At 72.1% G+C, this 22,278-nt stretch carries 20 protein-coding genes; 2 read left to right on the forward strand and 18 right to left on the reverse strand.

The features are described 5' to 3' along the window. The coding region (locus ABT061_RS06615) for a hypothetical protein (RefSeq protein WP_350913445.1) at positions 1 to 180 on the forward strand (180 nt) is incomplete at its 5' end. Positions 181 to 556: 376 nt separating this feature from the next. Further along, positions 557 to 1,228 carry a hypothetical protein gene (locus tag ABT061_RS06620; RefSeq protein WP_350913447.1) on the forward strand — a complete coding sequence of 224 codons (672 nt, stop codon included), beginning with the start codon at positions 557 to 559 and terminating at the stop codon, positions 1,226 to 1,228. 209 nt (positions 1,229 to 1,437) lie between these two features. On the opposite strand, the gene ABT061_RS06625 is transcribed toward ABT061_RS06620, so the two are convergent. The 18 genes from ABT061_RS06625 to ABT061_RS06710 form a co-directional block, all read right to left on the reverse strand. Next, positions 1,438 to 3,420 (reverse strand): FtsX-like permease family protein, encoded by a 1,983-nt coding sequence (locus ABT061_RS06625; protein WP_350913449.1) that lies wholly within the window; start codon positions 3,418 to 3,420, stop codon positions 1,438 to 1,440. Next, positions 3,417 to 4,130 (reverse strand): ABC transporter ATP-binding protein, encoded by a 714-nt coding sequence (locus ABT061_RS06630; protein ID WP_350913451.1) that lies wholly within the window; start codon positions 4,128 to 4,130, stop codon positions 3,417 to 3,419. Before ABT061_RS06630 ends, ABT061_RS06625 begins: the two co-directional genes overlap by 4 nt. A gap of 159 nt (positions 4,131 to 4,289) precedes the next feature. Continuing rightward, positions 4,290 to 4,733, reverse strand: coding sequence for a carboxymuconolactone decarboxylase family protein (locus ABT061_RS06635; protein WP_350913453.1), 444 nt, complete (start codon positions 4,731 to 4,733; stop codon positions 4,290 to 4,292). Continuing rightward, on the reverse strand, positions 4,733 to 5,554 hold the full coding sequence (locus ABT061_RS06640) for a class I SAM-dependent methyltransferase (protein WP_350913455.1): 822 nt from the start codon (positions 5,552 to 5,554) through the stop codon (positions 4,733 to 4,735). Before ABT061_RS06640 ends, ABT061_RS06635 begins: the two co-directional genes overlap by 1 nt. 3 nt (positions 5,555 to 5,557) lie before the next feature. Further along, positions 5,558 to 7,231 (reverse strand): class I adenylate-forming enzyme family protein, encoded by a 1,674-nt coding sequence (locus tag ABT061_RS06645; RefSeq protein ID WP_350913457.1) that lies wholly within the window; start codon positions 7,229 to 7,231, stop codon positions 5,558 to 5,560. Between the two features lie 14 nt (positions 7,232 to 7,245). After that, positions 7,246 to 8,934, reverse strand: a complete 1,689-nt coding sequence (locus tag ABT061_RS06650; protein WP_350913460.1) for a CoA transferase — start codon at positions 8,932 to 8,934, stop codon at positions 7,246 to 7,248. Further along, complete coding sequence (locus tag ABT061_RS06655) at positions 8,925 to 10,532, reverse strand: class I adenylate-forming enzyme family protein (protein WP_350913462.1); 1,608 nt, start codon at positions 10,530 to 10,532, stop codon at positions 8,925 to 8,927. The genes ABT061_RS06650 and ABT061_RS06655 overlap by 10 nt, the downstream gene beginning before the upstream one ends. 66 nt (positions 10,533 to 10,598) lie before the next feature. Beyond that, a complete protein-coding gene (locus ABT061_RS06660; RefSeq protein WP_350913464.1) occupies positions 10,599 to 11,933 on the reverse strand; it encodes a protoporphyrinogen/coproporphyrinogen oxidase in 1,335 nt (444 codons plus the stop codon). Then, positions 11,930 to 12,913 (reverse strand): UbiA family prenyltransferase, encoded by a 984-nt coding sequence (locus ABT061_RS06665; RefSeq protein WP_350913466.1) that lies wholly within the window; start codon positions 12,911 to 12,913, stop codon positions 11,930 to 11,932. The genes ABT061_RS06660 and ABT061_RS06665 overlap by 4 nt, the downstream gene beginning before the upstream one ends. After that, positions 12,910 to 14,061, reverse strand: a complete 1,152-nt coding sequence (locus ABT061_RS06670; RefSeq protein WP_350913467.1) for a DegT/DnrJ/EryC1/StrS family aminotransferase — start codon at positions 14,059 to 14,061, stop codon at positions 12,910 to 12,912. The genes ABT061_RS06665 and ABT061_RS06670 overlap by 4 nt, the downstream gene beginning before the upstream one ends. Next, a complete protein-coding gene (locus ABT061_RS06675) occupies positions 14,058 to 15,263 on the reverse strand; it encodes a DegT/DnrJ/EryC1/StrS family aminotransferase (protein ID WP_350913468.1) in 1,206 nt (401 codons plus the stop codon). Before ABT061_RS06675 ends, ABT061_RS06670 begins: the two co-directional genes overlap by 4 nt. A gap of 165 nt (positions 15,264 to 15,428) precedes the next feature. After that, entirely contained in the window at positions 15,429 to 15,956 is a 528-nt protein-coding gene (locus ABT061_RS06680) for an EF-hand domain-containing protein (RefSeq protein ID WP_350913471.1), read from the reverse strand. Positions 15,957 to 16,203: 247 nt separating this feature from the next. Continuing rightward, the gene (locus tag ABT061_RS06685) at positions 16,204 to 16,668 is read right to left on the reverse strand and encodes a DUF6917 domain-containing protein (RefSeq protein WP_350913474.1); all 465 of its coding nucleotides are present in this window, start codon (positions 16,666 to 16,668) and stop codon (positions 16,204 to 16,206) included. After that, positions 16,665 to 17,585 (reverse strand): Gfo/Idh/MocA family protein, encoded by a 921-nt coding sequence (locus tag ABT061_RS06690; RefSeq protein ID WP_350913477.1) that lies wholly within the window; start codon positions 17,583 to 17,585, stop codon positions 16,665 to 16,667. The genes ABT061_RS06685 and ABT061_RS06690 overlap by 4 nt, the downstream gene beginning before the upstream one ends. Then, positions 17,582 to 18,730, reverse strand: coding sequence for an Ldh family oxidoreductase (locus ABT061_RS06695; protein WP_350913479.1), 1,149 nt, complete (start codon positions 18,728 to 18,730; stop codon positions 17,582 to 17,584). Before ABT061_RS06695 ends, ABT061_RS06690 begins: the two co-directional genes overlap by 4 nt. Beyond that, positions 18,727 to 20,040, reverse strand: coding sequence for a M20/M25/M40 family metallo-hydrolase (locus tag ABT061_RS06700; protein WP_350913481.1), 1,314 nt, complete (start codon positions 20,038 to 20,040; stop codon positions 18,727 to 18,729). The genes ABT061_RS06695 and ABT061_RS06700 overlap by 4 nt, the downstream gene beginning before the upstream one ends. After that, entirely contained in the window at positions 20,037 to 20,957 is a 921-nt protein-coding gene (locus ABT061_RS06705) for a sugar phosphate isomerase/epimerase family protein (RefSeq protein ID WP_350913483.1), read from the reverse strand. Before ABT061_RS06705 ends, ABT061_RS06700 begins: the two co-directional genes overlap by 4 nt. Then, complete coding sequence (locus ABT061_RS06710; RefSeq protein WP_350913485.1) at positions 20,938 to 21,972, reverse strand: Gfo/Idh/MocA family oxidoreductase; 1,035 nt, start codon at positions 21,970 to 21,972, stop codon at positions 20,938 to 20,940. Before ABT061_RS06710 ends, ABT061_RS06705 begins: the two co-directional genes overlap by 20 nt. Positions 21,973 to 22,278: the final 306 nt, after the last annotated feature.

Consider the following 22,278-nt stretch of genomic DNA (forward strand, 5'->3'; position numbering starts at 1 on the left):
GAGTTCGACGTCGCCTTCGCGCCCAACTACAGCACCAACACGATCACGCTGAAGCCGGAATTCTTCGCCGAGGTCAACGACGCCTCAAAGGTCACACTCACCCTCCACTTCTGGAGCGGCACGACCGTGACCTACTTCGTCACCAAGTCGGGAAGCACGGTCACCGGTACCACGACCTGACCGAGCGGGCTCCCCGCCCAGCAGCGTCCCGGCGGGCCACGGTTCAGCAGAACGGATCGTGGTCCACCGGCATCCCAGGCCATACCAGAACGTACGCCTGCGACCTCATCCGGCCGATCTTCGGCCTGACGTACAGCCGAATGATCATTTGAGGGGCCGTGGCCTGACCTGCACGGCGTGCGCCTCGATCCAGTCATCCAGGTACTCCACCACCGTGATCGCGTTCCGATCGACGCGGGCGCCCTCTCACACCGGAGCCGACGACGCGAAGGCCGCTCCACACGGAGGGTGATCATCAGAGCACGAACGGCGTTTACGGCAGTTTTAGGCGGCCTGATGCATTGTTCTCCTATTACAGCTAGTGGGAGGAAGAAAGATGACCTCTGGGTCGGACGAATTCAGCACTGCGGAAATGCTGGCGAACGAGCCACCCAGGCGCCGCGTCCCCCGCTCCGCACTGCTCATCGCCACCACCGCACTCGTCGTGGTCACGGGTGCCGGCGTCGCCACCGCGTCCGCGTTCTCGCCCTCGCCCTCACCGTCCTCGACACCCACGGCCGGCGACACCGCGACACCGTCGGCGGCCCCGTCCGAGACATCTTCCGACAAGGCGCCGGGACAGGGCCGGGGCCGGGGCCACAGGATGGGCTTCGGCGGACCTTCCATCCACGGCGAGTTCGTCGTGCCCGACGGCAAGGGCGGGTACGTGACCGTCGCCACCCAGTACGGCGACGTCACGGCCGTCGACCAGGACTCGGTCACGGTCAAGAGCGAGGACGGCTACACCAAGGAGTACGCGATCAACGGCGACACCCGGATCAACCGCCGCGGCGAGGACGGCGACGCGCTGAAGACCGGGCAGAAGGTCATGGTCATGGCGAAGGTGGACGGCAGCACGGCCACCGCCGTCGCGATCCACGACGCGACCATGCGCGACGGGCAGGGCCGACACGGCAAGGGAGGCCAGTGGCACGGCAGGGGAGACCGCTCGCACCACGACCACCAGCCCGGCCAGTCACCGACCTCCTCACCCGCGCCGACCTCCTGAGCGCTGGGAATCACCCCCGTTCCATGCCGCCCGAGGCGGCATGGAACGGGTTACCGCACCTTGAAGAGAACCGGCGTTGGCCCTGCGCCGACGCCTCGGCCGCCCACCAACGACAGCCCTCGTCGAGGGGGTGATCCGTGGAGACGCCATCGACGGAGGAGAGGGCGGTCCGAACACGCGGTGATCTCGACGCCACGGTTTCGGCGATGTCAGTCCGGTCGTGGGGCCGGGTTGGCGGTGACCGAGCGGAGCAGGGGCCGTGACAACGCGCCCGCCCCCAGCACCCCGGCGAACCCCACGGCGACAGAGGTCAGCAGCGTGACCGCCCCGCTCACGCTCATCGCCGCGTACACGAACGGCAACGCGCAGAACATGCCGATCAGGATGGAACCGCCGCCCATCACCGCGAGGGGGACGAGAGTCTCGGTACGCCGCGCCCGATCCAGCACTTCGAGTGGGGTCCCGGCCAGGCGGAGCAGGGCGTACGCCTGCCGCCGGTCGAGCACCGACGAGGCAGCCGTGATCCCCGCGCTCGCGATCGCCACCAGGAAGGAGACCCCGAGCACGACCAACGTCCCGGTGCGGACATCGTCGAGCAGACGGGTGCCCTGCCACTGGTCGTCCACCGGCAAGGTGGCGATGTGCCCCGGCACCAGGCCGGCGAGTGCCGTACGAGCGGTGTCGACCCGCACGGTGTATCCGTCACCCGAGGGCAGGCTGATCGTGAGCGTCCTCTCCTTCGCCCGGCCGGACCCCGACCCGCCGGAGGTCGTGACGTGAGCGTCGATCCCGGCTCCGGAGAGCCGTTCCCTCGCCTGCTCCGCGAGGGCGGACGCCTGGGCGTCGGGGACCACAAGGCGCAGGCCGGCCGTGGAGGGGGGAGCGCCCAGCAGGTCGGACGACGGGCTCAGCAGCCCGATGAACCCGGCGATGAAGCCGGTCAGTGCCACTCCGCTGACGGTCCGCCAGGCCGACTTCGGGTCGTCGACCAGGCGGCGGCCGGCCAGCAGCCTCGCGGGCCGCCGCGCCGTACGGGTGGTGATTCGGCCGATGACGCCCACCACCCAGGGCCCGACGAGGTTGACGCCGAGGAAGGCCAGCCCGAGCACGCCCGCGACGACCGTTATCGACGTGTTCCGGAACGACAGCGGGACGGCGATCAGGATCGCGAACAGCGCGACCACCCGGACGAACCGCATCGCGGGCGGCGTCTCCCGTTTCGCCACCCCGAGCGGGCTGACCACCACCCGCCGCAGCCCGACCACCGCCGACAGGCCGACCAGCAGGGGTACGGCCAGCAGTACGCCGAGCACGGGGAGGATTCCGGGCCACAGGTCGGTGGCGAACCACGACCCGCCGGCCATCTCGATCCGGCTCAGCAGCGGAATGGCCGCGCCGTACAGCACCAGGCCGAACACGGCCCCGCCGAACGCCGTGATCACCGCCTCGGCGACCGTCATCGTGACGACCTGCCACGGCGTCGCCCCCACCAGCCGCAGCGCGGCCAGCCGCTGGTCCCGCCGCGCCACGGTCAGCCGGGCCGCCGCGCCCCCGAACACGAGCAGCGGCACGACCATCAGCACGCTCGCGATGAGCGCCATGATCTGGTAGACGACGGTCTCGTCGCCGGCCCTCCCCGCGAAATCACTGATCTTCGTCGGCGGCTTGGACGTCAGCGGGTGGTCCGTCCGGGCGGCCGCCATCGCGGGGTCGGCGGCCGTGCGTCCCACAACGGCGACGAGCTCGTCCGGGTACAGCAGCCCGTCGTCCCCGATCGTGCCCGCCACCTTGCCGGGGAAGCGCGCGGCGAGCCGCCCGGCCGGCAGTTCCCTCATCAGCTCCACGAGCCCCGGCGACACCCACACCTCACCCGGCCTGGGCATCCGGCTCATCCCCGGCGGCCTCACCCCGGGGGCGTCCCGCAGCGGCGCGACGTCCACGACCGTGATGCTCAGGTCCCGGACGTAGTCCTTGGCCGTGGCCTCGATCGCGACGGGCGTCCCCTTGGCCTCCACCGGGTTGCGCCACGCCTCCCGGTCGGCGCGCGCCGCGAAGGCGACGTTGGCGGCCAGCGCGAACACCAGCAGCGCCGACGATATCGCCACGGCCACGGCCGTCAGCCCCGTCCCCAGCATCGACTGGCGCCCGCCGCCGCGGAGCAGCCGCCAGCTCAGCTCCAGCAGGTTCCTCACGCGCTCCCCCCGGACAGCGCCTGGGGGTGGTCCTGCCTCTGGCCAGGGGTGAGGATCATGCCGTCGCGGACCTCGACGACCCGGTCGCACCACCGGGCCACCTCCGGGTCGTGGGTGACGACGACCAGGGACGCGCCGTTGTGCTTGGTGGCCTCGACCAGGATGCGCATGATCTCATGGCCGGTGGCCTGGTCGAGGGCGCCGGTGGGCTCGTCCGCGAAGATCACGGCGGGGCGGGTGACGAGCGCGCGGGCGATCGCGACCCGCTGCGCCTGCCCTCCGGACAGCTCGCCCGGCCGCCGCCCCTCCATCCCGCCCAGTCCGAGCGGCCCGAACCACCCCCGCGCCTCCGGTACGGCCCGCCCTCGCGCCGTCCCGCCGAGCATCAGCGGCAGCGCGACGTTCTCGTCCGCCGGCAGTTCGGGCAGGAGCTGCCCGAACTGGAACACGAATCCGAACCGGGTACGGCGCAGCGTGCTGCGAGCCCGCTCCCCCATCGTGTCGATCCGTTCTCCCAGCAGACGCACCTCTCCGGAATCCGGCTTCATGATGCCCGCGAGGCAATGCAGCAGGGTTGACTTCCCGGACCCGCTCGGCCCCATGATCGCCAAAGCCTCCGCGCGGCCGATCCCGACATCCACCCCCGCCAGGGCGACGGCCGGTCCGAACCGTTTGACCAGGCGGTGGCCGGAAAGCACGAATTCACTCATGCCTCCGACCCTGGCCTGCCCGCCCTCTCTCCCGGATCGGCCGACCGGCTGATCGTCCATGTCCCGCATCGGCCGAAAGTCCACCCTGGTAAAGACGTACCGGGGCCTTCGCCCGGGTGCGGCGATGGCCGGAGGCATCGCCGCCGGTTGGGACCGGGCTCAGCGGAGCGTCACCCCGCCTGCGGCGGTGGCGACGCCTATCCGGTTCCAGGCGTTGATCGCGGCGATCGTCCACAGCAGATGGACCAGTTCGGTGTCGTCGAAGTGCTCGGCGGCCGCGTCGAGGACCTCGTCGGGAACGCCCTTCTCCGCGATCAGGGTCACGGACTCGGTCAGTGCCAGGGCCGCGTTTTCGGCTTCGGTGAACAGTGGGCTCTCACGCCAGGCCGACAGCGCGTCCAGACGGCGCGGGTCCTCTCCCGCGTCCAGGGCGGCCCGGGTGTGCAGGCCATGGCAGAACGCGCAGCCGTTGAGCTGTGATGCGCGCACCCGCACGAGCTCGACGAGGGCCGGCTCCAGTCCCTCGCACGCGGCCGCGTCGAAGACCGTCATGACGGAGTGGACATACGGTGCCGTGGCGTGCACGTTGACGCGCGGCTTCATCAGGCCTCCATCGGGCGGCGGCCCTGCACCGAGTAGATCACGCACGAGCTGGCCCGGAAGCCGGGGTCGGCCAGCAGGATGCGCACGGCGGCGAGTTGCCGGTCGGTCATCCCCTCCTGGATGAACTGATCACGCAGGTGCCGGGTGTGGTGGGCGACAAGGTGCACCCCCGGGGAATCCGAGTGCCACAGCTCCAGCCTGGGCAGCGGATCGATGTCGACCAGGCCGGCACGGCACATCGCGGCGGCGGCGTGGCGCCCCCACGCCACATCGGCGCCCGCGCGGGTCATCAGGCGAATCTTGGCCTCCATGAACGTCTCGTAGAGCCGCCGCGCGGCGGGGTCGGGCATCAGCAGTGCGGGACCGTAGGTGATGTCGAACTCGTCGAGTTGGAGCACGCCGCCGGGTTTGAGCGCGCGTACCAGGCGGTCCAGCACGGCGAGGCGTTCGGGCAGGTGCAGCAGGACCAGCCTGGCGTGTACGAGGTCGAACTCGGCTTCGGGCAGCGGGTCGCGCACGATGTCGTGGCGCAGGATCTCAAGGCCGGGGACGGCGGGAATGCGCTCGGGCTTGATGTCGGTGGCCACCACGCTCCCGGTGGGACTCACCCGCCGAGCCAGCCACACCGCCACACTGCCGCCGCCCGCCCCCACCTCCAGACACCGCCACCCCGGAGCGACCCCGGCCTGGGCGAGGCGGTCCGTGGTCATCGGGTCGTAGGCGCGGGCCAGGCAGCGGTGCTGGTCGAGGGCGTGCTCACCGTGATTGTCGAAGACGTAGCGCGACGCGCTCGTCCCGGCGGCGGTGACGGTTGGGTGCATGGATCACTCCTCGGTCGGTATGAGAGAGCCGGGGACGGCGGACTCGGCCGCGATGCGGGCGAGGGTGGCGGCGCAGACCTTGCCGGTCGGGCCGAGCGGCAGTTCGGGCAGCACCACGAACCGTTCGGGCAGTTTGCGCGGCTCCAGGCCACGCTCGTCGCGCAGGTAGGCGGTCAGTACGGCCGGGGACGGCGACGGGACGCCGTTCTTCGGGGCCACACACGCGCACAGGCGCTCACCCAGGTCCGGGTCGGGGACCGGCACACAGCACACGTCCGCGACATCGGGGTGGGTGCCGAGCTCGCGCTCCACTTCGAGCGGAGAGATGTTGAGCCCGCCCCTGACCACCACGCGCCGGATCCGGCCGACGACCCACAGCGTGCCGTCGGCTTCCAGCCGGCCCAGGTCGCCGGTGCGTACCCACCCGCCCGCGGCCCGGTAACGGTCGTCCAGTTCGGGTGCCGCCACGTGGCACAGCGGGCTCATCGGTCCCAGCGCCCAGATCTCCCCGATCTCCCCGGCGGGCACCGGTCGCCCTTCGCGTTCCCGGACGGTCACCTCGGTCACGTCGGGGTCGGGGCGACCGGCCAGCCCGGGACGCCACCGGCCGGGGTCGCCTCCGGTATGGCAGTTGACACCGTCGGTGGACCCGTAGACGTTGACGACGGGCCGGTCGAACCGCCGTACGCAGGCGTCCCACGTCTCCTGATGCAGCGGCGCCCCGCTGGCGATCACGGCCCGCAGGGACGACAGGTCCGCGTCGGCGTGACCGTCGAGATCGGCCATGCGGCGCAGCATCGTGGGTACGCCGAGCACGTGGCTGGGGCGGTGCCGCTCGATCGCGCGCAGCGCGGCGGCGGGGTCGTAGCGGGACAGCAGCACGAGGGTGCCGCCGTGCCTGGCCAGAGTCACCGAGGTCCCGCAGGACCCGAACGAGGACGCCAGGGAGACCAGCAGCAGATTGCGCATCGGCTCCGGGCCGAACCGCAGCGCCGCCAGGTAGTTGCCCCGCCCGCCCGCCATCGCGTTGTGCGAGTAGGCGACCATCTTGGGCTCGGCCTCCGAGCCCGAGGAGACCAGGATGCGTGCGGGCGCCTCCGGGTCGGGGCGGGTGGGACGCCAGCGCCGGACCTCGTTCGCTGCGGGACGGTCCAGGCCGCGCGCCCCTGTCACGGGCCGGCCGAACGTCCACAGTTCGCGAAGGTGCGGCATCTCGCACCGCCGGTCGCGGGTCGCCTCGACCGTGGCCGGGACGGTGATGAGGGCTCCGGCCCGGGACCTGGCGAGCAGGGCGACGACGTCGCGAAGCCCCCGGGCGTCGGGAATGGGCAATGCCACGGCGCCGATCGCCGCGACCGCGAGCTCGGCCACCACCGCGTCGCGTCCGTTGGGCAGCAGGACGCCGATGATGTCAGCCGAGCCCCAGCCCGCCCCGGACAGGGCGGCGGCGGCGCGGCGGACCCGGATATCCAGCGCGGCGTAATCGAGGGTGCCCGCCTCGTCGATGACCGCGGGGCGGCCGGGCGCCGTCCGGACATGCTCACCGAACAGGGTGTACAGATCCCGGCCGGGGCACAGTCCACGCGCGGTCCACTCCGCGCGCAGCCGTCCGGGAACACGATCGGTCAGGACGATGCCGTTGGCGGAGGTCCAGGACGGCGCATTGACGGGTCTCATCGGGCGTTCTCCAACTAAAGGGGCGCGGTTGCCGGGACGAACGTCCACGGCGCGCGGCTGTAGACGGCCTCGCCGCCGATGTCGAGCGCGGCCGAGAACGCGGGGTCGGCGGCCATCTCGGCCAGCTCGGTCACCACGGTGACGGCGCCGGTCCTGCCCGGCCACCGAGCTGGTGAGCAGGCGGGCGCGACACCACCGTCCCCCCTACCGTGCGGGACGGTGGTGTCGCGGATGAGGCGGGCCGCGTCGACCAGGGCCGTCTCGGCGCGCACCCCCGCGCCGGTGCGGGCGCGGGCCAGCAGCGCGGCGACGATCCCTTCCGCGCTGATGAGCCCGCCCAGCACATCGGTGAGAGTCAGCAGGGACGGCGCGGGCGGCTCGCCGGGGCCACCGACCAGGGCCGCCACTCCGCAGTACGCCTGCACCAGGTAGTCGGTGCCCAACGGCTGGGGGTCGGGCAGGAGGTCCGCCCACCCCCCCGCGTGCGCGTGAACCAGGCAGGGCCGCACGACGGCGAGGGCCTCATGGTCCAGGCCGAGCCGGGCCGCACGGCCCGGCGGCCAGTTGTGCAGGAACACGTCCGCGGCGGCGACGAGCCGTAGGGCGGCACGACGGCCAGGCGCGGACTTCAGATCGGCCTCGACCACCCGTTTTCCCCGGTTCAGTGCCTGGAACCTGGCCGAGCACTCTCCCGCCATGGGCGGCACTCCCCGCATGGGGTCACCTCCTGGCGGTTCGAGCCGGACGACCTCGGCGCCGAGCAGGCCGAGCAGGTGTCCCGCGAGCGGGCCCTGCACCCTGCTGGTGGCCTCCACGACCCGCAGCCCGGCCAGCGGGGCGTGGTCATGCGGACCGAGTGGCGGAAGGGCGGACGCCGGGGCGGTGACGGCCCGCCCGCGCAGCCGCCACGGCGACGCCGGGGCGGGGGGAAGAAGACCGGGGGCGTCGGCGGCCCGCACCGGCAGCACGCTGACGCCGCTGCGCTCGGCCACGGCTCGCACGGCCCGGTAGTCCAGCGCGGCCGCCGCCGTCCCGAGCGCGGCGGGCAGTGGGCACGTCGCGGTGGCGAAGCGCTGCTGGAACGGTGGCCAGCCCGCCGCGACCGCGGCGGGGCCGGCACCCAGTTCCGTCCAGAAGCGCCTCCAGTCCTCGGCGTCGAGCGTCTCGATCTCGAAACGCACGCCGTCCGCCGAGCGGAAGGGCGGGGCACCGTACCCCGCCGGGCCGGGTGAGCCGGGTGAGCCGAGGCCGGGCTCGGCGGTGGCCGCCGCCAGGGCCGGCCCGCCGCGCAGCAGGGCCAGCACACCCGCGCTGACCGCCTGGACCGCGAGCACCCCGGCGCACACGGAGACGTAGTCCACGCGCAGCGGTCGTGGCCCGCCGGCGGCCCGCCCGTGGACCTGCATGATCCCGCAGGCGGCCTGCACGTCGCGTTCGCCGGCCATGGGCACGGCCACGGGCCCTGACCAGCCGATCCGGCACTCGGGCAGCGCATCGCCCATCGCCGCGAACGGAAGGCGGGTGACGCCCAGCCACCCCGCGGGTGCCCCGTCCGGCGGCGACTCGTTCCCCGTCTCGACGGCGCAGCCCAGCGCGCGCAGCCGCCGTACGGCGACCCGCAGCGCGGGTGAGTCGCCGAGCGCGCGCACGGCCGCCCCCGCCAGCGGCCGGCCCGCCGCCACCCCGGACCGGATTACGTCCACCGGCCCGTCCCGTGGGTCTCCCGCATCTCGCCGAGCCGGTCGCGCAGAGCCATCCGGCGGACCTTGCCGGTGCCGGTGCGCGGTATCTCATTCCAGGTCAGCACCACGGGGTCGGCCAGCCGCGGCAGATCGGCGGTGGCGCGCCGCCACGATCCGAGATCGAGTGCGCCGTTCTCGGTGACCACGACGGGCAGGGAGGGGCGCTCGGGAACGCTCAGGATGACGCACTCCAACACCTCGGGGATACGGTCGTCGATGACGTCCTCCAACTCGACGCAGCTTCCCTCGGGGATGGCGTCCACCTCCCGATCCACGAAACGCATGCCGCCGGTACGGGTGAGGGCGCCGACGTCGCCGGTGTTCCACCACTCGCCCGCCCGCTTGTCCTGCCAGCGGCTCTGTTCGCCGACGTATCCGAGGCACAGTGCCTTGGTCCGGCAGTACACCAGGCCGGTGGTGCCTCGCGGCACCGGTCGCAGCGTCTCGGGATCCACGACGCGCAGCCGGGTGCGAGTGGGGATCGGATGACCGAGGTCGCGGGTGGTGGGGTGCCGGTCGTGCGCGGTGGCCATGGCGCGCCGGGTGAGGAACCGGAAGGTCAACGGACCGGTCTCGCTCTGCCCCCAGCCCTGCAACCACACCGGGCGACGGTGCCGCGTGGTGTGCAGGAAGGCACGCACGGTGGGCGGGTGCATGGCGTCGAAGGTGCTGATGTAGAGGCGGACGCGCTCGAACGGACCGCCCTGCTCCTCGGCGTGGCGCTGCCAGCGCACATAGGTCGCGGGTAGTGCTTCGAGGGTGGTGGGCCGATGCCGGTGCAGGAACGGGCCGGCCTCGGCCCAGTCGGGGGCGCAGACCGCCAGGAGTTTGGCGGGGGCCAGCCACAGCACGCTCGCGGCCTGGGCCAGCGCGCGGCCGTGCGCGAAGGAGATCGCACTGGCCACGGTGTCGCCGGAACGGCTGCCGAGCACCGGCCAGCGATGCGCCTCGAACCCGGCCAGGCGACGCATGATCGTACGGGTGGAGTGGACGACGAGTTTGGGCACGCCGGTGGTGCCGGAGGTGTGCATGATGGCCAGCGGGTCGTCGGCGGGCGGGCGGTACGCGGGTGGTGCGGCATGGCCGCGTACATCGTCGATGGACAGGGTGCCCTCGGCCGCACCGTCGACGAGCAGGGTCCTGGTGGCGAAACAGGTCAGGTCGGTGCCGGCCTCGCGGCTCGACGCCAGCAGCGCGGAATCGGTGACCAGGAGGGTCGGCTCCAGTCGCTTCAGCAGCGTCTCCAGCACGTCGGGGGTCAGGTTCGCGGAGAGCGACGCGGGCACCGCGCCGATGCGCGCCGCCGCGCAGTTCAGCAGCACGTAGTCCCAGTGGTTGCGCTTGGCGATGGCGACCCGGTCTCCGCGCCGCACCCCGGCGGCTGCGAGCCACCCGGCGACATCGCGGACGAGCCCGGCCAGGCCGGGAATGTTCAGCGCGGAACCCAGCGCGGGCGCGATGTCCAGCGGCCGGCTCAGGTGCACGGCCGTGGCGTGGCCTCGGTCGGCCAGATCGTCGAACAGGGTGCCCAACTCGATGGGCTTGGTGAGGAGTGCCATCTGCTCGCCTTCCGGTTCGGGGATGGGGAGGGGAGGCCGCGGCGCGGCCACGGCGGACGACCCCGGTCAGCCGGCGGGCGACAGGTGGGCGAGCACCCGCGCGGCGGCCCGCGCGGCGGAGGCCACCGCACCCTCGCTGCACGGGCGCAGCGCCGTCCAGTCGCCCGCGTACTCCACCGCCGAGGCCGGACGGGCCTCGAACGCGGCGCGCAGTTCGAGGGCACGCGGTGTCGCCTCGGGCAGGCCGTACCGGAACCGATGCACGTGGGCGGAGGTGACGCACGCGGCCATCCCTGGCACGAAGTGTTCGGCCCGGGCGGTGAGGCGGTCCTTCACCTCCTCGTCGGGGGCGTCGATCAGTTCGGCGGTACCCCGGGGTGAGGCGACGAGCGACACCAGGCCACGCCCCGCGGGCACCCGTCCGGGATGCTTGTGATGATCCACGGTGATCACGTTGACCAGGGGGTCCTCGGCGGCGGGGACGAGGGTGGCGAAGCCGCGCCGTACGCCCGTGGGGGCCATCGGCCGGTCCAGGACCAGGGTGAGACGGAGCATGGGCGCGTAGCCGCACGCATCCCGGTAGGCGCGTTCGACCGGCGGGGCGTCCGTGTGCAGGCGTGCCGCGACGGGGGCGGGCACGGCCAGTACCGCCGAGCGCGCGGTGACGGTGCCGCCGGGCGACTCCAGCCGGACCTCGCCGGAGTCCGCGACCACCCGGGTCACGGTGTGCCCGGTGACCACGTCGAGCCGCGCGGCCAGCGCGCGAGCGAGGGTGTCCATGCCGTCGCGGTAGGTGTGCCAGCTGTTCGTGCTGCCCGAAGCCGCCAGATGCGCGGCGAACGGGGCCGCCGCGGCGCGCTCGGAATCCCACCCGAAGAATCCGGCGACCAGCGGTTGGACGAGGTAGTCGTGAAGGTCGGGATGGTAGCGCCTGACGAGGTCGGCGACGGTGGCGGAGCCCAGTGGGCCGCGCTCCGGGCGGTCAGGGTCGAGGTCGCCGAGCCGGGCCAGGCGCGTCTGGAGGCGGAGCAGGTCCACCCGCGCGCGTGGCGGCAGCCCCGCCCCGGTGAGCAGTCCCAGCGGGCGGCCGGCGTGTGGCCTGGATCGGCCGCCACGCCACACGGCGAGCGCGTCGCGCACCCGGGGCACGGCCTCGGGGTCGGCGTCGAGACCAAGGGCGGCGATGAGCCTCCAGGTGGCCGGGTAGCCCGCGGCCGAGGGGAGCATCTCGGCCCCGGTGTCGATCAGACAGCCGTGGGCGCGCAGGGTGCGCATCCGCCCGCCGACCGCGTCGGCGGCCTCGAAGACTCTTACCGAGCACCCCGCCTCGGCGAGCGCGTAGGCGGCGGCCAGCCCGGCGGGACCCGCGCCGACCACCGCGACGTCCAGTGCGGAGGTCATCTGGTGGTGCCGGCGAGCAGGGGGGCGGCCAGGTTCGCGATGACCAGCAGGATCACCGTGGCCCGGTGGGCGCGAATGGCGATCCGCCGGGCGCGCAGGATGTCACCTCGCACGGAGCCGATCACCAGGTGGGTCGCGCGCATGGCGAGAACCGGCACCAAGACGATCGGTAACCACCAGGGTGCGGCGCCGAGAAGGGGGCCGACGACGATGAGCAGGCCCGCGGCGGCGGTCATCACGGTGATGAACGCCGTGTTGACCCCGGCGGGCACCAGGGCCGCGACGGTGACACGCCCGGCGCGACGGTCGCCGTCGATGTCGTGGGTGTTGGAGTAGAGCCCGAACAGCATCGGCCCGAATCCGAACAGCAGGGCCTGCACGAGAACCAGTTCGGTCACCTCGCCGGTGAGCAGGCCGTACGGCACCAGCACCCAGCCGACGCCCAGACCGATCAGGAAGATCTCCTGAAATCCTCGATAGCTGATCTTCAGTCCCCAGGAGTACTGCACCGACGCCACGACGCACACCGCCGCCAGAACGACCGCCCACGGCGGGCGGTGTGGCGCGGCGGCCACCGCCAGCGCCCACAGCAGCACGCCGAGCGCGGTCGCCGCCCAGGCGAAACGGAGCGCCTGCGCCTCGGTGAGGGTGCCGGCGACCAGCGGTTTCCTGGCCAGGCGTCGCTTGGCGGCATCGGCGCCGTAGTTGGCCGCGTCGCTGCCGTCGCGGTAGCCGGTGATGTCATCGAAGCCGACCATGGCGGCCACCACGGTGACCTCGGCGAGGCAGATCAGCACCAGCAGGCCGATGACGCCCGGCTCCCACCGGCCGGCGGGGGCGAGCAGCGTCCACACCAGTGGCAGGCCGATGTAGTAGTCGTAGACGTCGAGCTTGGCCAGGCGCGCGTAGGCCCCGAGGGTGCCGCGTGCGGTCGCGGCCGGAGCGGACTCCGCTTCCCTGCCGGTGAACTGATCGGTCATCGTGCTCCCCGGGTTTCGTGGGCGAAGGCGCAGACGGTGTCGGCGATGTGTTCCAACTGGATGTCACTGAGGTGCGGATACAACGGCAGGGCGAGGTTGCGCCGGGCGGCCGAGGCCGCGTTGGGCCAATGTGTGTCGCGGGGCGCGTGCGGCGCGAACGCGGGCTGGGCGGGAAGGGTGCGCGGGTAGTAGACGTGCGAGTCGACGCCGTGTGCGGCCAGGTGGGTTCTGAGCGCTTCGCGGTGGGTGGCCAGCACCGCGTAGACGTAGTGGCAGCGACCGTCACCGCCGACGGGAGGTGCCGACACCCCGAGGGCGGCCAGGGAGGCGAACCGGGTGGAGTAGTAGTCGGCGATATCCGCCCGGCGTGCCAGCCGTCGGCCCAGACCGGCCAGCCGATACGTCTGGAAGGCGGCCATCACCTCGTCGAAGCGGCTGTTGTGCCCGATGCGGTGGTGGACGAATCGGCGCGTGCCGTCCTGGCCGTGATTGCGCAGCATCCGCACGCGCGTGGCCAGGTCGGCGTCGTCGGTGACCACCACACCGCCCTCACCCGGCATCCCGAACGTCTTGACCTGTACGAACGAGTAAACGCCCGCGTCACCCCAGCGACCCGCGGGACGTCCCAGCAGCGTGCCGCCCTGCGCGACCGCCGAGTCCTCCAGCAGGCGTAGGCCGTACCGGTCGGCCAGCTCACGGAAGCGGGGCATGTCCGCCATCGTCGAGAACATGTGCGCCGGCATCAGCGCCTTGGTACGCGGGGTGATGAGTGCCTCGGCGGCGGCGGGGTCCATGGTCAGCCGCACCGGGTCGACGTCGGCGAAGACCGGCCGGGCACCGATGTTGACGACGGTCGCGGCCAGTGGCGCGCAGCCGAAGGCGGGCACCACCACCTCGTCGCCGGGGCCGACCTCCATGGCGTTCAGCACCAGGGTGAGGGCGGCCGTGCCACTGGAGCAGGCGACGACGTCGCCGGCCCCCAGCCGATCGCGCAGTTCCCGCTCGAACCGGGCCGTGTGCTCGCCCAGGATGAATCTTTGGGGGGCGGCGGTGCCGATGGTGTGCACCGTCTCCAGCAGCGCGTCGCGGTCCTCCTCGAACAGGTCGGGTGGGAAGAAGGGGATGGTCGTGGTGGTCGGGGCGGTCACCGTCGTCCTCCCGCGTAGAAGTTCTCGATCTCGTCGCACACCCGGTCCACCTGCCACTCGGCCAGGTCGGGATAGAGCGGTAGCGCGAGGGCTCTCGCGCAGGCCGCCTCGGCGCGTGGGAAGTCGCCGGGGGCGTGTCCCAGATGCGCGAAGCACGGCTGGAGATGCATCGGAACCGGGTAGTAGGTTTCGGACTCGATCCCCTTGGCGGCCAGATGCGCGACGAGGGCGTCGCGATCCTCGGCCTCGATGAGATGGACGTAACAGACCCGGTTGCCGCCGGGGTGCGGCGGGACGGCGCCGGGAACCGCGTATACCCCCGGGACACCGCGCAGCCGGTCGTCGTAGCGCGCCGAGAGCTCGTCTCGGCGGACGATGTCGGCGTCGAGGCGAGCGAGTTTGGCGAGCAGGACGGCGGCCTGGATATCGTCCATCTTGCTGTTGAGGCCGGAGAGCACCGTGGGGTTGGCGATACCGGGAAAGTGGTCCAGGGTGTGTCCGCCGCGACCGTGGTGGCGTAGCGCCCGCGCGGTCTCGGCGACGGCGTCGTCGTCGGTGAGCAGTGCCCCGGCGTCGCCGATGGCGCCGAGGGTCTTGGTCGGGAAGAACGACAGCACCCCGCCGACGCCGAGCAGCCCGGCGTGCGTGCCGTCCAGACGCATGCCGATGGCTTCGGCGCTGTCCTCCAGGACGGTCAGCCCGTGTCTTCGCGCCACCTCGTGCACGCCCCGCATGTCCGCGAGGCGGTCGAACAGGTGTACCGGCATCACCATCCGGCTGCGGGGGGTCACCACGGCGTCCACGGAGCGCGGATCGATCCCGTACCCGTGCTCCTCGATGTCCGCAAAGACGGGCACGCCTCCGGCGAGCACCACCGAGCCGGCCGTGGCGATGAAAGTGTAGGCGGGGACGATGACCTCGTCTCCGGGGCGCAGCCCGGCCGCGCGCAGCAGCAACACCAGTGCGTCGGTGCCGGAGTTGACGCCGACGACGTGTCTCGCGCCGGTCCACCGGGCGAGCGCCCCCTCGAACTCCGCGACCTTGGCGCCGTGCGAGAACTTGCCCCGGTCCAGGATGTCGACGCAGTGAGCGCGGATCTCGGGCCACAGCTCATCGAACGACACGGCCTGGGTGAAGAAGGGGATGGGCGCGGACTCGGTTCGCGCCGGGGATGTCGCGGGAGGAGGGAGGGGTCTCTCCATGGCTCTCTTCCTGTGCGGCATGGTCGGGGAGATCAGGTCCAGAGAGCACGGCGGCATGGCTCGGGAGGCCATGTGTCGGTTTCGCGCGTCCGGTCGCACCAGCCGTGGGCTGTCCGGGGCGCCTCCGGGCAGCCGCACGGCGGGCGCGCGGCGGACGCGTCTGGGTCAGCGGCCCAGCAGGGGGATGTCGTTCTTGCCGAGGTGGTAGTCGCGAACCGCGTCGATCAGCTCCGTCACGGAGAGCCGGCCGGTGCCGTCGGTGTCCAGCTCCCGGAACGCCTGGTCGGCCACGTCCGGCTCAAGGCCGATGGCCTCGAACCACTTGGTCATCTCCGTCTGGCTGACCTCGCCGTCGCCGTCGCTGTCCAGGACGTTGACGATGGCCTGGATGGTGGGACCGACCACGCTGGCGAATCCGGCGTCGCCCTTGCTGATGATCTCCTGGTTGGCGGCCTGGATGAACTGGCCCTTGTCCATCTGGGGGGTGCCCGCGGCCCTGGACAGGCGGTCGAACATGGCCAGGTAGACCTGCCTGAGCTCGGCGCCCTTCGGGGTGCCCTGAGCGCCCAGGCCGGTGACGATGTCGTCGGCCTCGGTTTCGAAGTCCGAGCGCTCGATCACACCGTCGCCGTCCGAATCCCAGAGACGGAAGCGCTCTTCCAGACGGCTGCTCTGCTTGGTACCTGCGGCCATTCCAGTCCTTTCCCGAGAATTTTGGGCAGCCCAATGGGTGAGCGCCCGGGATGAGCAGAGTCGGCGGCAGAATTCCATCCTTTGAAATTCGCCACTCTCCGCAACGGAGATATAGCCATGCGTGACGACTCGTAAACACAGGATCAAGAAAGTCCCATGGCTTTACAATGGCGAGGGAACAAAAAGGGGATAGCTGGACATAAATCTGCTGTCCGCTGATATCTGAATATCGAGGATCGGCCAATTCTCATAGCCCGATCACCGTGAAATCACGCACGCCGGCACCGGACTCATCCATGCCCCCGGGCTCGCCCTGCCGGAACACCAGCGACATCTCAGGTGCCAGATTCAGGTCCCGGCCGGTGACCATCGGATCGGCATGGATGAGCACGTTGTAGTGATTGGGGAAGTGGCAGCCGTCGAACCCGAGCAGCACGCCGATCCGGCGCCGGCCGATCCAGACCTCGTCACCACGGTCGAGCACACCCGCCGTGGCGATCTCGACGAAGCCGAGAAAACCGACACGGTCGATCCTGGCTCCGGCTGCGGTCTCGGTGTGGTCGGTGACGACCAACTCGTGTACCTCCCCGGCTCGCACGCACCGGCTTGCGTACGGTTCGAGTCGCATGCCCCGGTCCGTCCGACGGTGGACCAGCAGCTTCACCAGGGTCGCGGTGACCTCGCGCTTGGGACCGTCCTCGTCCGGGTTCACACCGTCTCCTTTCCGGTGGCCGCCAGCCGATAGACGTCCTCGACGAGACGTAGGGCGGGCAGTCCGCCGTCACCGTCCCCCACACCGTTCCGGATCCGCCCTTCGAACGCGCGCAGCACCCCCACGTACTCGTGCCACAGGGAGTTCTTGAACCCCGGATGGCCCGTCAGCATGTCGGCGTAGAGCGTTCGGCCGTCGGCCAGCAGGACCTCGATGTCCTTGCGCTCGCCCGGATAGGACCAGTCGAGCAGCACCCGCACCGACGCCGCCCCGGCGCGCAGCCCGATGTCGGCCCGCCGATCGGTGTCCGCCGCGTCACGGGTGATCCGCGCGGACACCACCTCGGCCGGCCCCAGCAGCGACTCGACCAGATCGAACGCGTTGGGGCCGTTGTCGGCGACACATCCACCGCCGCACCGCCGCGCGTCCAGGTACCAGGTGTCCGCACCCGCGTGCTCCTCGATGCGTTCCAGGTAGCGCACCGTCAGCTTCTCGACCCGTGCCCCGGCGAGCCCGGCTCGCAACCGCCCGACCGCGTGGTTGTACCTGCGGTGGAAGGCGGTGAACAACGGGGCGTCCCCGCGCGCGGCCAGCCGCGTCAGTGAGGCGCCCTGCTCCGTGTCCAACGCGAGCGGCTTCTCCACGCACACGGCCACTCCGCGCTCCAGCGCGTCCGCGCACACCCGCGCGTGCGCGTCGTTCGGCACGGTGACCACCACCGCGTCCGGACGTACCTCGTCCAGCAGCCGCAGATGGTCGGTGTAGACGGGCACCGAGCCGGTCTGCGCGGCCAGCACCGCCGGATCGCGGTCGCACACCGCGCTCAGCCGCAGCGTCGCCGAGCCGCGCAGCGCCGCGAGGTAGAAGCGGGAGATCACACCGAGACCGACGACCCCGATCCGCAGCGGGACCGTCATCGCTCCGCCAGGACGTCCGGTACGGCAAGACCGGCATCTGCTGCGACCTCCGCCAGCTCGGCGTATACCGTCGCGTCCAGCGGGACTCCCGTACTCAGGTGTTCCTCGGCACGCCGGTGTTCGTGCCATCCGGGGTAGCGCACCGGCTTCGCCCGGTCGACGGGCGGGCAGGCCAGCAACGCGCCGAACAGGGCGTTCGCGTCGGCCTCGGCCCCCTCGCGCAACGCACCCGGCGCGACGGCCGCCACGAAGAAGCCGATGTCGTCGTCGCGCCCGCCCGGTCCGCCGTCGCCCGCGAGCGCGTCGGGATGCGCGCCCAGCCCCGCGCCGGGCACCAGCGCGGCCAGCACCTCCACCGCGATGCCCAGCCCGAACCCCTTGTACTGCCCGGCCTCGCCCCCCAGCCACATCAGGTGTGCCCGCCCGGCGTCGAAGGCGGCGGGGTCGGTGACGGAGGCGCCCCCGTCGTCGCGGAGCAATCCTTCGGGGACGGGTCGCCCGGCGCGGGCGGCCTGGCGGATGCGGCCGGTGGGGGCCGCGGTGGTGCTCATGTCGAGTACGAACGGGGGATGGTCGCCCGCCGGAGCGGCCACGCTGAGCGGGTTGGTACCCAGCATCGTCACCGCACCGCCGGGTGGCCTGGCGATGCGCTGGCCGCCACAGTTGCTGGCGACCAGTCCGATCATGCCGCGGCTGACCGCACGCAGCGCGTGGTGCCCGGCGCAGCCCAGATGGGTGGCCCCACGCACGGCCGCCACACCGATCCCGTACTCGGCGGCGCGTTCGGCCGCCACGTCCATCGCGACCCCGGCGACCCACAGGCCAAGCGCCCGGTCGGCGTCGATGAGCACGGCCGCGCCGCGGTCGGCGACCGTACGGGGCTCGGCATGGGGGTTGACCCGCCCCTCGTCGAACAACGGCAGATAGAGCCGGGTCAGGTTGACCAGGCCGTGCGAGTTCAGGCCGGTGAGGTCGCCGTAGCAGAGCGCCTGCGCGGCCTCGTGCGCCCGCTCGGGTGCCAGACCCCGGGCGGCGAACACCGCCGAGGTGAGACCGAGCAGGTCGGCGTGGCGCACCCGTACGGTCCCCGGCACCGACGGCGCGGGCTCGGGGTGCGGTCGCGCGGCTGACAGGGTTTGGTTCACGGTCGTCCGTTCGTGTCGTCGGTGAAGGCCAGCAGCAGTCGGGCCACCGCGGCGGCGAACTCCGCGAGCTCGTCGACTCGCGCGAACTCGCCGTCGGCGTGGGCGTTGTTGGCGGCGAGGTCACCGGGTCCCAGCACCACGGTGCAGGCCCCGGCGACCTCCGACATCCAGATGGCGTCGCAGGTGAAGGCGGGCTCGTCGGACGGCCACGGCACGATCCCGGCCGCGTCACGCAGGAGCGCGTGCATCCGGAGGTCACGATCGTCCAGGACGGGCAGGCCGCGCTTGAGCCACTCCAGCCGGGTGATGACGTGCGCCTCGGCGGCGGTTCTGGCGAACAGCGTCGTGCCGGCGAAGGCCGTGACGAACGCGTCGAGACCGTCGTCCAGGGCGGTTCGCAGGTCCCGCTCCAGCCGCCGCCCGGCGGCGGCCGAGGCGTAGGCGAGGTTGAGCAGTAGCGACCCGCCGCCGTAGACCTTGTTGTGCAGGGTGCCCGTGTGCAGGCCCGCCACGCACACCGCGCCCTCGGCGGTGTGCCGGTCGAGCGCCCGGCCCAGGTGCTGGGCGAGAAAGCCCAGCAGGACGCTGGCGTTGTGCCCGTGGGCGGGGTGGTCGTCGATGGCGTCCATCCCGTCGACGACCACCTGTGCGGTCATCGCCGCCGTGCCGCGCGGCAGGAACCGCAGCCGGGTGGGCTCGCAGAAGACGTTCAGTCGCCCGGTGTAGCCGCGCTCCACCAACGGCCTGGTGCCGAAGACGCCCATGGCACCGCCCTCCTCCCCCGCCACGGCCTGGATCAGAATCCCGATGTCACGGCCGATGGCAGGGCGCAGCGCCCGCGCGGCGCGCACCCCGGCGAGCAGCGCCACCGCGGGCCCCTTGGCGTCGATCGCGCCGCGGCCGTAGAAGCATTCGCCGTCGAAATGGACGGGCTGCCGTCCGGCGACGGTGTCCAGGTGCACGTTGAACATCACGGTGCGGGCGACCGGCAGGGCGGGACCCAGCAGCAGCACCAGGCTGGGCTGGTGTTCGAGGAAACCGGGGATGTCCAGCGCCGCGCGTACGGGTGCCGGGACATCGGGGCGGTCAAGCTCGGCCCGCTCGGCGGGCGCATGGTGTACGCCGCGAAAGCCGATCGCGGCGGCGGCGCGGAGATAGTCGGCCTGCGCCTCGCGCAGCCTGGGCACGGGCGCCTCCGGGCCGGTCTCCAGCGGACCGGCGGTGGGCAGCCGCAGCAGTCGCAGCAGCAGGTCGCGGTCGGCCGGGGTGAGCGGGATCGGGGGCACGGCGCGGGCGGGCGGAACGGTCATCGGAGCTCTCCGGCCGATACGGCGACCTGGGCCACAAGCCGTTCCAGCGCACGCCCGTACGCCACGAATGCGGCGTGGTCGCCACGACCGGGGTCACCGGGCGCCGCGTCGGTGCTCGCCGCGGCGAGGTGCGGGCGCAGGTGCAGGTGCGGTTCGATGGAGAGCACCCCGGTGTAGCCATGGGCGAACAGCAGGCGAAGGCATTTCGCGACCTGGGCCTCACCGGTGCCCGGCGGGACGAAACCGACTCTGCCCTCCGGGCCGGTCACCGCGTCCTTGACGTGCACGTGCACCACGTGCTGGACGACGGCGGCCAGCATCGGCGCCGACGGGTATCCATACGCGACGCCGTTGCCGACGTCGAACAGCAGCCGCAGCGCCGGACTGCCGACGCCGGTCACCAGGTCCAGCATTCGTTCGGCGCGATCGCCTGCCCAGCCCGTGCAGTTCTCGTGCGCCAGCAGCAGCCCGGCGTCCTCGGCGCGCCGCGCCAGCTCACGCAGCCGCCGATGGGCGCGACGGCCCCACTCGGCCTCGGGCAGACCGCCCGAGGGGTAGGACATGACGCGCACCAGGCGGGTTCCCAGAACGGCGCAGCGTCGGGCAAGGACATCCAGTTCGGCCAGGTCGAGGGCGAAGTCGCCGGTCACGGGCCGGGACCAGTCACCGATCTTGGAGGCGACGCAGACCACGGTGACGCCGGCCGCCCGGATGCGCTCCGCCGAGTGGGCGAAGGTGGCCTCGTCCAGCTTCGCGACGGGAAGGCCGCCGATCGTGCGCAACTCCAGGTGCTTCCAGCCCAACTCGTCCAGAGCGGCGAGTTGGCCGGGCAGGTCGGGAGCCGCCTCGTCTCCGATCCCGGCCGGCACGACTCCGCCCGGCGGGGCGGGCGTGTGCTCAGCGGACGCCGTGGACACGCCGGACCTCCTTGTGCCGGCCGGTGTCCGGCTCGTGCGCGGCGCACAGCTCCTTGGCCTCGTTGAGTAGCCGGACGGCGTCGATCTGCACCGGCAGCGCCCCCGGCGCGGAGGGAAACCGGGCGTAGCGCGTGTAGGTGCTGCGGACGAAGGCGGACAGGGCGTCGTCGGCGAACGCCGAGCAGGTCTGATCTCGGCCCTCGATCACCACCCGGAGCTGGGCGGTGTGGTCCGCGTCGCTGCACGGATAGTGACCGACGAGCGTCGCCCCCTCGAAGTCCAGGGTGATACGGCGCTCGCGCACGGGCGAGGTCAGGTCCGAGTCGATCTCGGTGCGCACGCCGGAACGGTGGTCCAACCGGAGCCTGGCGCGGCCCAGGCGTGGCAACCGAAGCTGGTCGGTCACCATGTCCGTCCAGGAGGCATCGGCGATCCGGGCACCGCCGGCCAGGGTGAGCACCACGGCGAGCGCGTGCGGCATCTCGACGTCGAAGGCGGTGGGGTGGCCGGGGACCGTCGCGCTGCGGGTGAACCGGGGCTTGTTCTGCACCACACGGATGCCGCGCAGCCTGCCGAACTCCTCCGAGTCCACCGCCGCACGCAGGCGGTTGGTCAGGGAGCTGTGCAGCCAGTGGGTGGCGACGGTGATGTCCAGGCCCCAGCGTCGCCTCGTGCGTGCGATGGCCGCCAGGCCCATCAGGTCCAGGGCCAGCGGCTTCTCGATGATGATCTTTCGGTAGCCGAGCTCGGCCAGCCGCTCCAGCATGCCCGAACGAATATGCGGCGGGGTGCACAGGTGGACCACGGTGCGGTGCGGTGGAGTGCGCCCGGCAGCCTCCTCCAGGGTGCCGACCGCGACCACGCCGGCGACATCGGGGGGAGGCCGGAACGGGTCGTGGACGATGATCCGCCCGGGGGCGAGCAGGTCCGGGATCGCGGCGCGCACCCTGAACAGTGCCGGCAGATGCAGTCCTTCTCCGGCCCTGCCCATTCCAAGGATGAAGGTATGCAACATGATGCATCAGCGCCTTTCCGAGTTGCCTGTCACATGACTCCGAAACATGTTTTCCCGGGTACATGTCAGGCGTTCGGCGGAATCTTCATTCACATGGTTCGACGCCACCGTGAGCACCCGCAAACCGTGCTGCTCCACTCACCGCGTCGGGCTGGATGCCATCGAGCGTCAGATATCGAATATCGGGTGTCGGGTGCCAGGTGGAGAAACGTTGATGGGGACATGAATAAAGAGCCGGCCGGCACCCCTGAACCCGAAAACCTGGAATTTCGCGCGATCGGGCCGCCGGCCTGTGCGGGCGGGAAT

Origin of the sequence: Streptosporangium sp. NPDC002544 (assembly GCF_040295965.1) — a bacterium.
Classification (GTDB): Bacteria; Actinomycetota; Actinomycetes; order Streptosporangiales; family Streptosporangiaceae; genus Streptosporangium.

Excerpts from the sequence above, each read along its gene's own strand:
- ABT061_RS06620 (WP_350913447.1), top strand. The coding sequence starts at position 557 with ATGACCTCTGGGTCGGACGAATTCAGCACTGCGGAAATGCTGGCGAAC.
- ABT061_RS06630 (WP_350913451.1), bottom strand. The coding sequence starts at position 4,130 with ATGAGTGAATTCGTGCTTTCCGGCCACCGCCTGGTCAAACGGTTCGGA.
- ABT061_RS06635 (WP_350913453.1), bottom strand. The coding sequence starts at position 4,733 with ATGAAGCCGCGCGTCAACGTGCACGCCACGGCACCGTATGTCCACTCC.
- ABT061_RS06640 (WP_350913455.1), bottom strand. The coding sequence starts at position 5,554 with ATGCACCCAACCGTCACCGCCGCCGGGACGAGCGCGTCGCGCTACGTC.
- ABT061_RS06645 (WP_350913457.1), bottom strand. The coding sequence starts at position 7,231 with ATGAGACCCGTCAATGCGCCGTCCTGGACCTCCGCCAACGGCATCGTC.
- ABT061_RS06655 (WP_350913462.1), bottom strand. The coding sequence starts at position 10,532 with ATGGCACTCCTCACCAAGCCCATCGAGTTGGGCACCCTGTTCGACGAT.
- ABT061_RS06660 (WP_350913464.1), bottom strand. The coding sequence starts at position 11,933 with ATGACCTCCGCACTGGACGTCGCGGTGGTCGGCGCGGGTCCCGCCGGG.
- ABT061_RS06665 (WP_350913466.1), bottom strand. The coding sequence starts at position 12,913 with ATGACCGATCAGTTCACCGGCAGGGAAGCGGAGTCCGCTCCGGCCGCG.
- ABT061_RS06675 (WP_350913468.1), bottom strand. The coding sequence starts at position 15,263 with ATGGAGAGACCCCTCCCTCCTCCCGCGACATCCCCGGCGCGAACCGAG.
- ABT061_RS06680 (WP_350913471.1), bottom strand. The coding sequence starts at position 15,956 with ATGGCCGCAGGTACCAAGCAGAGCAGCCGTCTGGAAGAGCGCTTCCGT.
- ABT061_RS06690 (WP_350913477.1), bottom strand. The coding sequence starts at position 17,585 with ATGACGGTCCCGCTGCGGATCGGGGTCGTCGGTCTCGGTGTGATCTCC.
- ABT061_RS06700 (WP_350913481.1), bottom strand. The coding sequence starts at position 20,040 with ATGACCGTTCCGCCCGCCCGCGCCGTGCCCCCGATCCCGCTCACCCCG.
- ABT061_RS06710 (WP_350913485.1), bottom strand. The coding sequence starts at position 21,972 with ATGTTGCATACCTTCATCCTTGGAATGGGCAGGGCCGGAGAAGGACTG.